Source organism: Bradyrhizobium sp. YCK136 (assembly GCF_044570075.1).
GTDB lineage: Bacteria > Pseudomonadota > Alphaproteobacteria > Rhizobiales > Xanthobacteraceae > Bradyrhizobium > Bradyrhizobium diazoefficiens.
This window is the reverse complement of the sequence record NZ_CP172424.1, coordinates 8563757-8577797: the sequence shown is the minus strand read 5'-3', so window position 1 is coordinate 8577797 and position 14041 is coordinate 8563757. Positions and strand designations below refer to the sequence as shown.

Sequence of the window (14041 nt, the reverse complement as noted above, 5' to 3'; positions counted from 1 at the left end):
GGCAGATTGGAGGGGTTTGGACCTCCAGATCGCGCCAAAACCCGCCGAACGGTGGCCGGAGCCCTGATCGGGGAGGAATTTGCGCGGAAGGAGATGCGGAAGGCGCTTCAGTCAGCGAGACACGTCGGCGCGTCACCTCATTCCGGTATTGGAGATCGGTCCACATGAAGACTTTTCGCCTTCTGACAGCGGTCAGCATCGCGGCTCTCGTTGCCGCCTCTTCGGCCGCCTCGGCCCAGCAGAAAACGCTCTATGTCGCCGGCTATGGCGGCTCGTTCGAGAAGACCATTCGCGACGAGGTGATCCCGGCCTTCGAGAAGGAGAACGGCGTCAAGGTCGAATACGTCGCCGGCAACTCCACCGACACGCTGGCCAAGCTTCAGGCGCAGAAGGGCAACCAGCAGATCGACGTCGCCATCGTCGATGACGGCCCGATGTACCAGGCGATCCAGCTCGGCTTCTGCGGCAAGCTCGAGGGCCTGCCCACCGATCTCTACGACACCGCCCGCTTCAAGGACGATCGCGCTGTAGCGATCGGCATCGTCGCGACCGGGCTGATGTACAACACCAAGGTGTTTGCCGAGAAAGGCTGGGCGCCGCCGACCTCGTGGAACGACCTGAAGGGCACGAAATACGCCAAGCAGCTCGTCATCCCGCCGATCAACAACACCTACGGTCTCGAAGCGCTGGTGATGCTGTCGAAGATGAACGGCGGCGGCGAGTCCAACGTCGATTCCGGCTTCAAGATCTTCAAGGAGCAGATCAACCCGAACGTGCTCGCCTATGAGCCGTCGCCGGGCAAGATGACCGAGCTGTTCCAGTCCGGCCAGGCCGTGATCGCGGTGTGGGGCACCGGCCGTGTGCAGAGCTTCGCCAACACCGGCTTCCCCGTCGACTTCGTCTACCCGAAGGAGGGCGCGGCGACGCTGCTGACGACGGCATGTCCGATCACCAAACCGAACGCTTCGCCGCTCGCGTCCAGCTTCGTCAAGATGCTGCTCGATCCAAAAATCCAGCTCGTGATGCTCAAGGACTACGGCTATGGCCCGGTGCTGAAATCGCTGGTGATCCCGCCGGAGCTCGGCAAGATGGCGCCGATCGGCGAGCGCGCGGCAAAGCTCTATAATCCGGACTGGACGGTCATCAACGAGAAGCGCGAGGAGTGGACCAAGCGCTGGAATCGCGAAGTCGAACGCTAATCGTTCGCGGCGGAGACAGCGTCATGGCCTATCTCGAGCTCGATCGGGTCGCCAAGCAGTTCGGAGCACAGACTGTGGTCGATGACTTCAGTCTGTCCGTGGGGAAGGGGGAGTTCATCTCCTTCCTCGGCCCGTCCGGCTGCGGCAAGACCACGACCTTGCAGATGATCGCGGGCTTCCTCGATCCCACGCGCGGCGCGATTCGCCTCGAGGGCAAGGACCTGACCGCGATCCATCCGGCCAGGCGTGGCCTCGGCATCGTGTTCCAGAGCTACGCGCTGTTTCCGCACATGACCGCGGCGGAGAACGTCGCCTTCGGCCTCGAGATGCGCAAGGTGCCGCGCGCCGAAAGGGCCGAGCGCGTTCGCGCTGCGCTCGCGATGGTCGGCCTCGCCGGCTACGAGGATCGCCATCCGCGCCGCATGTCCGGCGGCCAGCAACAGCGCGTGGCGCTGGCGCGTGCGCTGGTGATCAAGCCGAGCGTGCTGCTGCTCGACGAGCCGCTGTCGAACCTCGACGCCAAGCTGCGCGAGGAGATGCAGATCGAGCTGCGCCAGATCCAGCGCACCATCGGCACCACCACGATCCTGGTCACGCACGACCAGAACGAGGCGATGTCGCTGTCCGACCGCATCGTGGTGATGAGCCAGGGTAAGATCGAGCAGATCGGCACGCCGCAGGAGACCTATGAGAAGCCGGCCTCGGCCTTCGTCTCGCAGTTTCTCGGCAAGACCAACGACTTTGCCGCGACGATCGATCGGGCCACGGCGCCCGCGAAGCTGGTGGCGGGCTCCTGGAGCGCGCCGGCACCAGTTGGCCTCAGCGGTCCCGTCACCGTCAGCATTCGCCCTGAAAGAATTGGTTTTGGCGATGCGGGCCTCAGCGCAAAGATCGTCACGCGCATTTTCCAGGGCAATCACTGGCTGTTCCAGTGCGACAGCGAATGCGGTCCTGCGATCGTGATCCGCCAGAATGACGGCCAGTCACAGCCGGCCGAAGGCGAGACCGTTCGTCTTGCCTGGCGACCTGAGGACATGAGCGTGCGCGGAGCTGCCGCATGAGTGCGGTCGCAGACACGGCTCCGCCGGGGGCCGCCGATGCGCGCATCGCACGCGCGCCATGGGTACTCTCCGCGCCCGCCTTGATGCTGTTCGTCGGCGTGCTACTGATTCCGCTCGCGATGACCGTGATGTTGTCGTTCCACGATTGGGGCCAGTACAAGGGCATCGAGCCGGTCTTCATCCTGAAGAACTGGCACGAGATCGCGACCGATCCCTACTACGCCGAAATGTTCTGGCGGACGTTTCGCATCGCGATCCTGACGACTCTCCTCACGGCCCTGCTAGGTGCGCCCGAAGCCTATATCCTCAACCGCATGAGCGGACGCTGGAAGAGCTTCTTCCTGCTCGTGATCCTCGGACCGCTGCTGATCTCGGTGGTGGCGAGGACGCTCGGCTGGGCGCTGCTGTTCGGCGGCAACAACGGGCTCGTCAACAAGCTCCTGATGTCGGCCGGGCTGATCCGTGCACCGATTCCCTTCATGTTCACCGAGACCGGCATGGTGATCGCGCTGGCGCATGTGATGATGCCGTTCATGGTGCTGTCGGTGTGGGCCGCGCTTCAGCGGCTCGATCCGCAGATCGAGAACGCCGCGATGTCGCTTGGCGCAGGTCCGATCACCACTATTCGCCGCATCATCATGCCGCAGATCATGCCGGGCGTGCTGTCGGGCGCGATCATCGTGTTCTCGCTCTCGGCCAGCGCCTTTGCGACGCCCGCGATCATCGGCGGCCGTCGGCTCAAGGTTGCGGCGACGCTGGCCTATGACGAGTTCCTGAACACGCTGAACTGGCCGCTCGGTGCGGCTGTCGCGACGCTGCTGCTGGTTGCGCTGGTCTTGATCGTCATCGGAAGCAACGCCCTGATCGAGCGGCGTTACGCGGAGGTGTTCCGATGAGACGGAACGGCCCGCTGGCGCTGATCTTTCATGCCATCTTCGTCATCGTCATGGTGGCGCCGATCCTGGTGGTCTGCCTCGTCGCCTTCACACCCGAAGGCTTCTTGTCGCTGCCGACCAACGGCTTTTCGCTGCGCTGGTTCAGGACCATCGCGAACTATCCTGAATTCATCCACGCCTTCTGGGTCAGCCTCGGGCTCGGCGCGCTGTCGTCCCTCGTGGCGCTGTTGTTCGCGGTGCCCGCGGCGCTCGCGATCGCGCGCTATCGCTTCCGCGGCCGTGATGCGCTGGCGGCGCTGTTCCTGTCGCCGCTGATGATCCCGCATGTCGTGCTCGGCATCGCTTTCCTGCGCTTCTTCACCTCCGCCGGCCTCGGCGGCAGCTTCGCGGCGCTGATCATCGCGCATGTCATCATCGTGTTTCCGTTCGCGCTGCGGCTGACGCTTGCGGCCGCGACCGGCATGGATCTTTCGGTCGAGATGGCGGCGGTCTCGCTCGGCGCCGGCGGCTGGACGCTGTTCCGCCGCGTGACCTTGCCGCTGATCCTGCCCGGCGTCATCAGCGGCTGGGCGCTGGCCTTCATCCAGTCCTTTGACGATCTCACCATGACCGTCTTCCTCGCGGCGCCCGGCACCGAGACGTTGCCGGTGCGCATGTTCCTTTATATCCAGGACAACATCGATCCGCTGGTGACGTCGGTCTCGGCCTGCGTGATCGCGATCACCATGACCGCCCTCATTCTGCTCGACCGCTTCTACGGGCTCGACCGTGTGCTCGCCGGCAAGGGCGATACGGGACGATAGGAGAACTCATGTCAGGAGAATACGACGTCGCCGTCGTCGGCGGCGGATTGCTCGGCTCCGCCATTGCCTGGGGCCTCGGCCGCCTCGGCAAGAAGGTCGCCGTGCTCGACGAAGGCGACATCACCAAGCGCGCCTCGCGCGCCAATTTTGCGCTGGTCTGGGTGCAGAGCAAGGGCCTGGGCATGCCGGCCTATACGGTGTGGACCGTGCAGGCGTCGCAGGCATGGGGCAGGCTTGCCTCCGAGCTGCAGCAGCAGACCGGCCTCGATGTCTCGCTTCAACAAAATGGCGGCTTCCATCTCACCCTCGGCGAGGACGAATTCGGCCAGCGCACCGAGCTCGTCAAGCGCATGCACAACCAGGTCGGCGCCGCCGACTACAAGATGGAGATGCTGCCGGCGTCCGAGGTGAAGAAGGCGCTGCCGCTGATCGGGCCGGAAGTTTCCGGTGGCAGCTATTGTCCGCTCGACGGCCACGTCAATTCGCTGCGCACGTTCCGCGCCTTCCACTCCGGCTTTATGGCGTTCGGCATCGATTATCTTCCGGAGCGGCCGGTTTCGGCGATCAGCAAGAGCGGCGGCGAATTCCGCCTGACCACGCCGAAGGGCGAGCTTCGTGCCGCCAAGGTCGTGCTTGCCGCGGGCAATGCCAACCAGACGCTCGCGCCGATGGTCGGCCTCTACGCGCCGATGGGCCCGACCCGCGGCCAGATCGTGGTGACCGAACGCACCATGCCGTTCCTGCCGCATCCGCTGACCACGATCCGCCAGACCGACGAGGGCACGGTGATGATCGGCGACAGCAAGGAGGACGAGCTGGACGATCGCATGCTGAAGCATTCGATCAGCGCGGTGATGACCGATCGCGCGCAGCGCATGTTCCCGCATCTGTCGCGGCTCAACGTTATCAGAAGCTGGGCCGGCATCCGCGTCATGCCGCAGGACGGCTTTCCGATCTACGACCAGTCGGAAACGCATCCCGGCGCCTTCGTCGCCTGCTGCCATTCCGGCGTGACACTCGCCTCCAACCACGCCTTCGAGATCGCGCGCATGGTGGCGCAGGGCGCGCTCGAGCCGGAGCTGGTCGGCGCGTTCTCCGCGAGCCGTTTTGGCGGCGATGGCGCTGCGAACAACAGCGGCTACTAGAGATATCAAGGAGCCAAGAGGCATCCCATGTTTAGACGATCCGAACAGGACAAACGCCCGCAAGTGCAGATCTTCGTCGATGGCGTTGCCGTCGCGGCGCGCCAGGGCGACACCGTCTCCGCCGCGCTATTGGCCTCCGGCCAGGATGCACGGCGTTCCACCGCGGTGAGCGGCGCGCCGCGTCTGCCTTACTGCATGATGGGCGTGTGCTTCGACTGCCTCGTCACCATCGACGGGGTCGGCAACCGGCAGGGCTGCATCGTGGCCGTTGCCGAGGGCATGCAGATCGAGATCCAGAAGGGCAAGCGGGAGATCGGAAGATGACTGTGGCTCCCAAGCGCGAAGATTACGACGTCGTGGTGATTGGCGCCGGGCCCGCCGGCCTCGCCGCTGCCGCGACATCGGCCGAGGCCGGCCTGTCGACGCTGCTGCTCGACGAGAATATCGGCCCCGGCGGTCAGGTATTTCGTGCGATCTCCTCGACACCCGTGACCGACCGCAACCAGCTCGGCGCCGATTATTGGGTCGGAGCCGATCTCGTGCAGTCACTGCGCGCGAGCAATGCGGAAGTGATTCAGCGTGCGATGGTCTGGAGCCTCGATCGCAATCTCGACATCGCCGTCTCCGTCGGTGGTGCTTCGGCCTTCGTCAAGGCAAAGCGCGTGATCCTGGCGACCGGCGCGCTGGAGCGTCCGTTCCCGATTCCCGGCTGGACGTTGCCGGGCGTGATGACCGCGGGTGCCGCGCAGACCATGCTGAAGTCATCGGCGCTGGTGCCCGATGGCCGCACCGTGATCGCGGGGCAGGGGCCGCTGCTCTGGCGGCTCGCCGCGCAGATCTTGCGGCTTGGCGGCCGCATCGACCGCATCCTCGACACCACCGAGCGCGGCAATTATTTCGCGGCGCTGCCGCACGCCTTCGCCTTCCTGACCTCGCCCTATTTCGCCAAGGGCCTGTCGATGATGCGCGAGGTGAAGGCGAAGGTGCAGGTCGTCACAGGCGTCACGGAGCTCACCGCGTCGGGTGACGGCCAGCTTGCCAATGTGAGCTATGTCGCCGGCGGCAAGCGCGAGACGCTTCCCGTCGATCTTCTGCTGCTGCATCAGGGCGTCGTGCCCAACGTCAATCTGGCGATGGCGGCCGGTGTCGAGCATCGCTGGGACGAGCTGCAATTGTGCTGGTCGCCGGTGCTCGACGCGAACGGCTCATCGTCGGTCGCCGGCATCGCGATCGCCGGCGACGGCGCCGGCATCGGCGGTGCCAATGCCGCCGTGGTCCGCGGCCGCATTGCGGCGCGCGCGGCGGTGGAAGCGTTGGCGCCCGCGGCTGCCGCGAAGCTCGCATCGATGGCGACGCTCCGCGCCGATCTCGCCAAGGCCGAGCGCGGCCGCGCTTTCCTCGACACGTTGTTCCGCCCGGCGCCGCAGTTCCGCATTCCCTCGGGCGATACCATCGTCTGCCGCTGCGAGGAGGTCACTGCAAAGGACGTTCTCGATTCCGTCGCGATCGGCGCGACCGGGCCGAACCAGCTCAAGGCCTACCGCCGCACCGGCATGGGCCCGTGCCAGGGCCGGCTCTGCGGCCTCACCGTCACCGAGCTGATGGCGCAGGCGCGGGGTAAAAGCCCGCAGGAGATCGGCTATTACCGGCTGCGCGCGCCGGTGAAGCCGATCACGCTCGCCGAGCTTGCCGCCGTTCCCAAGACCGAGGACGACGTCAAGGCCGTGGTGCGCGGATGACTGGAAACGTGGATGCGATCGTCATTGGCGGCGGCATCCACGGATGCTCGACCACGCTGCATCTGTGCCTCGCCGGCCTGAAGCCGGTGCTGATCGAGAAGGATTATGCGGGCCGGCATGCTTCCGGCGTCAATGCCGGCGGCGTGCGCCAGCTTGCGCGGCACGTCCCGGAGATCCCGCTCTCGATCCGCTCGATGGGGATCTGGGAGAGGATCACCGACCTCCTCGACGACGATTGCAGCTTCGAGAGCCACGGCCAGGTGCTGGTCGCCGAGAACGAGGACGAGCTCGCGGTCTGCCGCGCGCGCGTCGCCGAGCTGAACGCGCTCGGCTTCACCCATGAAGAGCTGATCGACGCCACCGAACTTCGCCGCCTCGTGCCTGCGGTGGCCGAGACCTGCCCCGGCGGCGTGGTCTCGCGCCGTGACGGCGCGGCCAATCCTGCGCAAACGACGACCGCGTTCCGCCGCAAGGCCGAACAGCTCGGCGCGACCGTGCGCGAGGGCGTGGCGGCCAGCAACATCCGCTACAGCGACGGCCTCTGGTATGTCGATGTCGGCTCCGACACCTATGCCGCGCCGGTGCTGGTCAACGCAGCCGGCGCCTGGGCTGGAAAGATCGCCGCCGCGCTCGGCGAGCCGGTGCCGGTCGAGACCGTGGCCCCGATGCTGATGATCACCTCGCGCGTGCCGCACTTCATCGATCCCGTCGTGATCCTGCGTGGCCGCAAGCTGTCCTTCAAGCAGTTCTCGAACGGCACCGTGCTGATCGGCGGCGGGCATCTCGCGACGCCCTATCAGGACCGCAATGAGACGGTGCTGGACTGGAAGAGCCTCGCGATCAGCGCGCGCACCGTGTTCGAGCTGTTTCCGGTGATGCGCAGCGCGACGATCGTTCGTGCCTGGGCCGGCATCGAGGCCAAGATGAAGGACGACATCCCCGTGTTCGGGCCGAGTTCGCGGCACAAGGGTCTCTATCACCAGTTCGGCTTCTCGCTGCACGGCTTCCAGCTCGGTCCCGGCGCCGGCGCCGTGATGGCGGAGCTGATCGTCAACGGTGGCACCCAGACACGCATCGGTGATCTCGGCATCGACCGTTTCCACCCTTCCACGCTCTAGCAACAAGAGGACATCATGAGCATCACCCGCAGCATCCGCACGCCCATCATGCACCGCGCCGTCGAGGCCAACGGCTTCGTCTTCTTCGGCGGCACCATCGCCGACGACACGTCGGTTTCCATGGGCGATCAGACCCGCAATATTCTCGGCAAGATCGCCGGCTATCTGAAAGACGCCGGCACCGACAAGAGCCGCGTCGTCAGCGCCTCGATTTTCGTCACGGATCTTTCCAAGAAGAAGGAGATGGACGCGGCCTGGACCGAGTTCTTCGGCGACAATCTGCCGACCCGCGCCACCGTCGGCGTCGCCGATCTCGGCGGCAGCGCGTTGATCGAAGTCGTGGTCACCGCCCTCAAGGGTTGACGGCATCCGCCGACGGGGGACGGCAGCGCACGACGCGCTGTCGTCCCCTTGGCTTGATCTTGCTCGCCTTCCGGACTAGTTAGAGGCATCTCGATCAGGAACTTCGCAGCCATGGATTTCACCCCGACCGCAACGCCGATCCGCCTTGCTCACGGGGAATTTCATGCCTGCTTCCATCATCCTGTCGAACCTGTCGCTGTCCACGCCTGACGGCCGTTCTCTTTTTTCCAATATCGATCTGACATTCGCGGCCGAGCGAACCGGTCTCGTCGGCCGCAACGGCGTCGGCAAATCGACGCTGCTGGCGTCGATTTGCCGGGAACATGTTCCCACGTCGGGGCGCATTCTGACCAACGGAACCGTCGGCCTGCTGCGCCAGGACGTTCAACTGCGCGCGGGCGCGACCGTGGCCGATCTGTTCGGCGTGCGGGAAGCGCTGAAGCTGCTGCGCTGTGCGGCGCGGGGCGATGCCTCCGCCGACGACATCGCCGCGATCGACTGGACTCTCGAAGCACGGCTCGCGTCCGCGCTGGCGCGCGTCGGGTTCGATCTTGCCCCCGATACGGAGCTGTCCTGCCTGTCCGGCGGCCAGACGACGCGGGTTCGTCTTGCCGCGCTGGTGTTCGCCGAGCCCGACTTCCTGCTGCTGGATGAGCCCACCAACAACCTCGACCGGGACGGGCGCAAGGCCGTGATCGATCTCCTCGCCGCTTGGCGCGGCGGCGCGATCGTCGTCAGCCACGATCGGGGCCTGCTCGAAACCATGGACGCGATCGTCGAGTTGACGTCGCTCGGAGCAACGCGATACGGCGGCAATTGGAGCAGGTACCGCGAGCAGAAGGCCGTCGAGCTCGCTGCCGTCAGGCACGACCTTGCTTATGCCGAGAAGCGGCTGTCCGAGATCGACGGCAAGGCGCAGGAGGCTGTGGAGAGGAAGGCGCGCAAGGACAGCGGCGGCAGGAAGAAGCGTGCCAAGGGCGACATGCCGCGCATCCTGGCCGGCGCGCGCAAGGATCGCAGCGAGGACGCCGGCGGAAAGACGGCGCAAGTTGCCGAGCGGCGGCGCGCGGAAGCGCTCGATGCCGTCGACACGGCGCGCCGCCGCGTCGAGATTCTCCAGCCGTTGTCCGTGAGATTGCCGTCGACAAACCTGCCGGCGGGGAGGGAGGTGGTTTGGCTCGATCGGGTCAGCGCCGGCTATCATCCGGAGCGCGCGATCCTGCGGGATCTGTCGTTCACGATCGTCGGGCCGCAGCGTGTGGCGGTGGTCGGGCCAAATGGTTCAGGCAAGACGACGCTGCTGAAGCTCATTGCCGGCGAGATGTGCCCCCTTGTGGGCACGGTGAGGGTCAAGCCCGACTTCGCGCTGTTCGACCAGAAGGTCAGCCTGCTCGATCCCGCGATCTCGATCCTGGACAGTTTCAGGCGCCTCAATCCAGAGGCGGGCATGAATGAGTGCCATGCCGCCCTTGCGCGCTTCATGTTTCGCGCCAACGCTGCCTTGCAGATCGCCGGGAGCCTGAGCGGCGGACAGCTGCTTCGTGCCGGTCTTGCTTGCGTGTTCGGCGGGGCGACGCCGCCCTCACTGCTGATCCTGGACGAGCCGACCAACCATCTGGATATCGCGTCCATCGAAGCCGTCGAAGCGGGCTTGCGGGCCTATGATGGCGCGTTGCTCGTCGTCAGTCATGACGAGGCATTCTTGCAGGCGATAAGAATTACGCGGCGGCTCGATTTGGCCGCCGAGGTGCCTGGCGCCGATGGCCGGATCCTCTGATCCCGCCTCGCCGTCCGGATATCGCGGAGATTTTCAAAAGCCCGACGCCCTGCCCCCAGCGCGTCGGGCGGAAAGATTGACTATCAATCGGTAATCGCAACGCCATTGTTGTGACGCGTATCTCACCACTTTTCCACTCCGGGAAACTACCGCGTCGGAACCGGGTTGCTCCTGCCGTCGATCCGTGTCGCTTTACGCGCCGCCGCCCGGTTCCAGCGCCTCGCCGATCTCCAGCGGATGGGCCATGGTCTCGTGCAGCGCGTCGCGGTCGAGCTCGCCCTCGGAGATGCTGATGACGACGCAGGCGACGCCGTTGCCGATCAGATTGGTCAGCGCGCGGCACTCGCTCATGAACTTGTCGATGCCGACCAGGATCGCGATGGACTGGATCGGGATGTCTGGCACGATCGAGAGCGTCGCGGCGAGCGTGATGAAGCCGGCGCCGGTCACGCCCGAGGCGCCCTTCGAGGTGATCATGGCGATGCCGAGGATGCCGAGCTCCTGCCAGATCGTCAGATGCGTGTTGGTCGCCTGCGCCAGAAACAGCGTTGCCAGCGTCATGTAGATGTTGGTGCCGTCGAGGTTGAAGCTGTAGCCGGTCGGGATGACGAGGCCGACCACCGAGCGGGAGGCGCCGAGATGCTCCATCTTCTGGATCATCTGCGGCAGCACGGTCTCCGACGACGACGTGCCGAGCACGATCAGCAGCTCGTCCTTGATGCAGGCGATGAAGCGCAGGATCGAGAAGCCGGCGAGCCGGGCGATTGCGCCCAGCACGATCAGCACGAACAGGATGCTGGTGAGATAGAACGTGCCGATCAGCGCGGCGAGGTTGAGCAGCGAGCCGAGGCCGTAGGCGCCGACGGTGAACGCCATCGCACCGAAGGCGCCAACGGGAGCGACGCGCACGATGATGCGGATGATGCCGAAGAACATCTTCGCGGCCTTGTCGATCGCATCCGCAATGGGCTCGCCGGCCTTGCCGAGGAATGCGATGGCGAAGCCCGATAGGATCGAGATCAGCAGCACCTGGAGTAAATCGCCGCGTGCGATGGCGCCCACATAGCTGTCGGGGATGATCGCCATCAGATGGGCGACGATGCCTTCCTCCTTGGCCTTGGTGACGTAGGTCGCGACCGATTTCGGGTCGATCGTGGCGGGATCGATGTTGAAGCCGTGTCCGGGCTGGAGCACCTCGCCGACCAAAAGGCCGACCGCGAGCGCGACGGTCGAGACCGATTCGAAATAGATCAGCAACTTCAGCCCGACCCGGCCGACACGCTTGAGATCGCCCATCGAGGAGATGCCGTGCACCACGGTGCAGAAGATCACCGGCGCGATCATCATCTTGATCAGCGCGATGAAGCCGTCGCCGAGCGGTTTCAGCTCCTTGCCGAAATCGGGATAGAAATAGCCGATGAGCACTCCGAGCACGATCGCGATCAGCACCTGGATGTAGAGGATCTTGTACCAGGGCTGATGCCGGCGACGGATGGCTGGCTGGATCGCGATCTGTGTCATATGATGAGCCCGGAACGCATTGATTTTGCAAGATTTGAATCTTGCATGACTCGCATCATGTGATGGCCGCCGCAGAAGCGACAATCACATTTTTGTCGGATCGCACGAAGATCAATCGCTGCACCGCAACGGGGGGAGCATGACAACCACGACAGGCTCGGACGAGCAGACGCAGGGCTATTTTCCGCGCTGGAAACTCAAGACCTCGGGCGTGATCATGCCGGAGGAGCGGCTGTCATGGGGCCAGACCATCGTCTCCGGTCTGCAGCATTGCGTGGCGATGTCGGGCTCGACGATCATCGCGCCGCTGCTGATGGGGTTCGATCCCAATGTTGCGGTCCTGTTCTCCGGCGTCGGCACGTTGATCTTCTTCGTCATCGTCGCCGGACGCGTGCCGAGCTATCTCGGATCGAGCTTCGCCTTCATCGCCGTCGTCCTCGCCGCCACGGGCTATGCCGGGCAGGGGCCGAACCCGAACATCTCCGTTGCGCTCGGCGGCATCGTCGGAGCCGGGGTGCTCTACGGCGCGATTGCGCTGATCGTGATGTGGTCGGGCGTCGGCTGGGTCGAGCGCCTGATGCCGCCGGCCGTCACCGGCGCCGTGGTCGCCGCAATCGGTCTCAACCTCGCGCCGGTCGCGGTCAAGGCGGTGAGCGCCAATGCGTTCGACACCTGGATCGGGCTTGCGACCGTTCTCATCATCGGCGTGGTCGCCGTTGCAGCTCCAGGCCTGTGGCGCCGCCTGCCGATCATCCTCGGGGCGATCGGCGGATATCTCTTGTATTTTCTGTTCGCGAACGGCCTCGGCTTCGGCAAGCCGATCGACTTCGCACAGCTCTCGGCCGCGTCGTGGCTCGGCCTGCCGAAATTCACCACTCCGACCTTCCAGGCCGATGCGATCTTCCTGATCGCGCCGGTTGCGGTCATCCTCGTCGCCGAGAACCTCGGGCACATCAAGGCCGTCGGTGCCATGACAGGCCGCAGCCTCGATGCCTATCTCGGCCGCGCCCTGTTCGCCGACAGCCTGGCCACGATCGTCGCAGCCTGCGGCGGAGGCACCGGCGTCACCACCTATGCCGAGAACATCGGCGTCATGGCGGCGACGAAGGTCTATTCGACGCTGCTGTTTGCCTTGGCGGCCACGGTGTCGATCCTGCTCGGCTTCTCGCCGAAATTCGGCGCGCTGATCCTGTCGATCCCGGGTCCCGTCATCGGCGGCCTCTCGATCGTGCTGTTCGGATTGATCGCGGCGATGGCCGGGCGGATCTGGGTCGAGAACAAGGTCGACTTCGCCAATCCCGCGAACCTGATTACCGTCGCCGTGGCGCTGACCGCGGGCGCGGGCGACCTCACGCTCAAATTCGGCGCGTTCACGATCGGCGGGATCGGAACCGCGACCTTCGGCGCCATCATCCTCTATCAGATCCTCACCTCTTCCCTCGCGCAACACGCGGAATGAATCCCAGGGCTGCGCTGGTGTGATGGAACAAAACGTCGTTTCCGTCGATGATTAGGCACTCCGGAGAAAGCTCATGCCACAGACCGACCGCCCGATCCCCTTTCCCTCGCGCCTCGTTGGCCAATACGCGCTGGTGACCGGCGCCTCGCAAGGCATCGGCCGTGCCGTTGCCGTCCGGCTCGCCCAGGAAGGCGCGACCGTCGCCATCAACTATTTCGATCACCCTGGGAAGGCCGAAGAGACGCTCGCGCTCGCGCGGACGGCATCGGGCGACCGTGGCCACGGCAGGCTCGATCATGTCATCGTCCAGGCTGACATCGGCAGCGAGCAGGACATCGCCGCGATGTTCGAGACCATCCTGGCGCGCTGGAAGCGCCTCGACTGTCTCGTCAACAATGCCGGCTTCCAGCGGGAATCGCCGAGCGATGCGCTCGACGTCGAAACCTATCGCCGCATCATCGACGTCAATCTTAACGGTGCCGTGCTCTGCGCGCAGAAGGTGCTGGCGCATTTCGTCGCGCGCGGCGGAGGCGGCAGCATCATCAATTGCTCCAGCGTCCACCAGATCATTCCGAAGCCCGGCTATCTCGCATATTCGATCAGCAAGGGCGGCCTCGCCAACCTCACGCGCACGCTGGCGCTCGAATTCGCGAAGCACGGCATCCGTGTCAATGCGGTAGGTCCGGGCGCGATCGACACGCCGATCAACGCGGCCTGGACGGGCGACCCGGAAAAGCGCGGCGTCGTCACCAGCCATATTCCGCTCGGCCGCGTCGGCACGCCGGAAGAGATCGCCGCCGTGTTCGCCTTCCTCGCTTCAGACGATGCGAGCTACATCACCGGGCAGACGATCTATGCCTGCGGGGGCCTGACCATGTTCCCCGAGTTTCGCGAGAACTGGGCAAGCTAGAAACGTGGGCTCACGGACGAAGCCACGAACTCTTCACCCTCGTGCCGATC

Annotated in this window: 13 protein-coding genes; 12 read left to right on the top strand and 1 reads right to left on the bottom strand. The window is 65.2% G+C overall.

The features are described from left to right. The first annotated feature begins 164 nt into the window (after window positions 1–164). The 10 genes from ACFLEY_RS41410 (at window position 165) to ACFLEY_RS41365 (ending at window position 10101) form a co-directional block, all read left to right on the top strand. Window positions 165–1199: an ABC transporter substrate-binding protein gene (locus tag ACFLEY_RS41410; protein ID WP_396604417.1), complete on the top strand. Its 1035-nt coding sequence runs from the start codon at window positions 165–167 to the stop codon at window positions 1197–1199. A 23-nt stretch (window positions 1200–1222) separates the two neighbouring features. After that, on the top strand, window positions 1223–2260 hold the full coding sequence (locus ACFLEY_RS41405) for an ABC transporter ATP-binding protein (RefSeq protein WP_060910221.1): 1038 nt from the start codon (window positions 1223–1225) through the stop codon (window positions 2258–2260). Continuing rightward, window positions 2257–3156 carry an ABC transporter permease gene (locus tag ACFLEY_RS41400; protein WP_211433650.1) on the top strand — a complete coding sequence of 300 codons (900 nt, stop codon included), beginning with the start codon at window positions 2257–2259 and terminating at the stop codon, window positions 3154–3156. The genes ACFLEY_RS41405 and ACFLEY_RS41400 overlap by 4 nt, the downstream gene beginning before the upstream one ends. Beyond that, window positions 3153–3959 carry an ABC transporter permease gene (locus ACFLEY_RS41395; RefSeq protein ID WP_060910223.1) on the top strand — a complete coding sequence of 269 codons (807 nt, stop codon included), beginning with the start codon at window positions 3153–3155 and terminating at the stop codon, window positions 3957–3959. The genes ACFLEY_RS41400 and ACFLEY_RS41395 overlap by 4 nt, the downstream gene beginning before the upstream one ends. A gap of 8 nt (window positions 3960–3967) precedes the next feature. Further along, window positions 3968–5104 (top strand): FAD-binding oxidoreductase, encoded by a 1137-nt coding sequence (locus ACFLEY_RS41390; RefSeq protein ID WP_060910224.1) that lies wholly within the window; start codon window positions 3968–3970, stop codon window positions 5102–5104. 27 nt (window positions 5105–5131) lie between these two features. Then, window positions 5132–5428 (top strand): (2Fe-2S)-binding protein, encoded by a 297-nt coding sequence (locus ACFLEY_RS41385; RefSeq protein WP_060910225.1) that lies wholly within the window; start codon window positions 5132–5134, stop codon window positions 5426–5428. Further along, window positions 5425–6843: an NAD(P)/FAD-dependent oxidoreductase gene (locus ACFLEY_RS41380; RefSeq protein ID WP_060910226.1), complete on the top strand. Its 1419-nt coding sequence runs from the start codon at window positions 5425–5427 to the stop codon at window positions 6841–6843. Before ACFLEY_RS41385 ends, ACFLEY_RS41380 begins: the two co-directional genes overlap by 4 nt. Continuing rightward, window positions 6840–7961 carry an FAD-binding oxidoreductase gene (locus ACFLEY_RS41375; protein WP_011089925.1) on the top strand — a complete coding sequence of 374 codons (1122 nt, stop codon included), beginning with the start codon at window positions 6840–6842 and terminating at the stop codon, window positions 7959–7961. Before ACFLEY_RS41380 ends, ACFLEY_RS41375 begins: the two co-directional genes overlap by 4 nt. A gap of 15 nt (window positions 7962–7976) precedes the next feature. Continuing rightward, entirely contained in the window at window positions 7977–8324 is a 348-nt protein-coding gene (locus ACFLEY_RS41370) for a RidA family protein (protein ID WP_060910227.1), read from the top strand. Window positions 8325–8487: 163 nt separating this feature from the next. Next, window positions 8488–10101, top strand: a complete 1614-nt coding sequence (locus tag ACFLEY_RS41365; protein WP_060912876.1) for an ABC-F family ATP-binding cassette domain-containing protein — start codon at window positions 8488–8490, stop codon at window positions 10099–10101. A gap of 192 nt (window positions 10102–10293) precedes the next feature. Here the strand turns inward: ACFLEY_RS41365 and ACFLEY_RS41360 are convergent, their stop codons facing one another. After that, window positions 10294–11622 carry a dicarboxylate/amino acid:cation symporter gene (locus tag ACFLEY_RS41360; RefSeq protein WP_211433649.1) on the bottom strand — a complete coding sequence of 443 codons (1329 nt, stop codon included), beginning with the start codon at window positions 11620–11622 and terminating at the stop codon, window positions 10294–10296. A 139-nt stretch (window positions 11623–11761) separates the two neighbouring features. Between ACFLEY_RS41360 and ACFLEY_RS41355 the strand changes: the two genes are divergently transcribed. After that, entirely contained in the window at window positions 11762–13081 is a 1320-nt protein-coding gene (locus tag ACFLEY_RS41355) for a solute carrier family 23 protein (protein ID WP_060910229.1), read from the top strand. Window positions 13082–13154: 73 nt separating this feature from the next. After that, a complete protein-coding gene (locus ACFLEY_RS41350) occupies window positions 13155–13991 on the top strand; it encodes an SDR family oxidoreductase (RefSeq protein WP_211433648.1) in 837 nt (278 codons plus the stop codon). Window positions 13992–14041 lie beyond the last annotated feature (50 nt).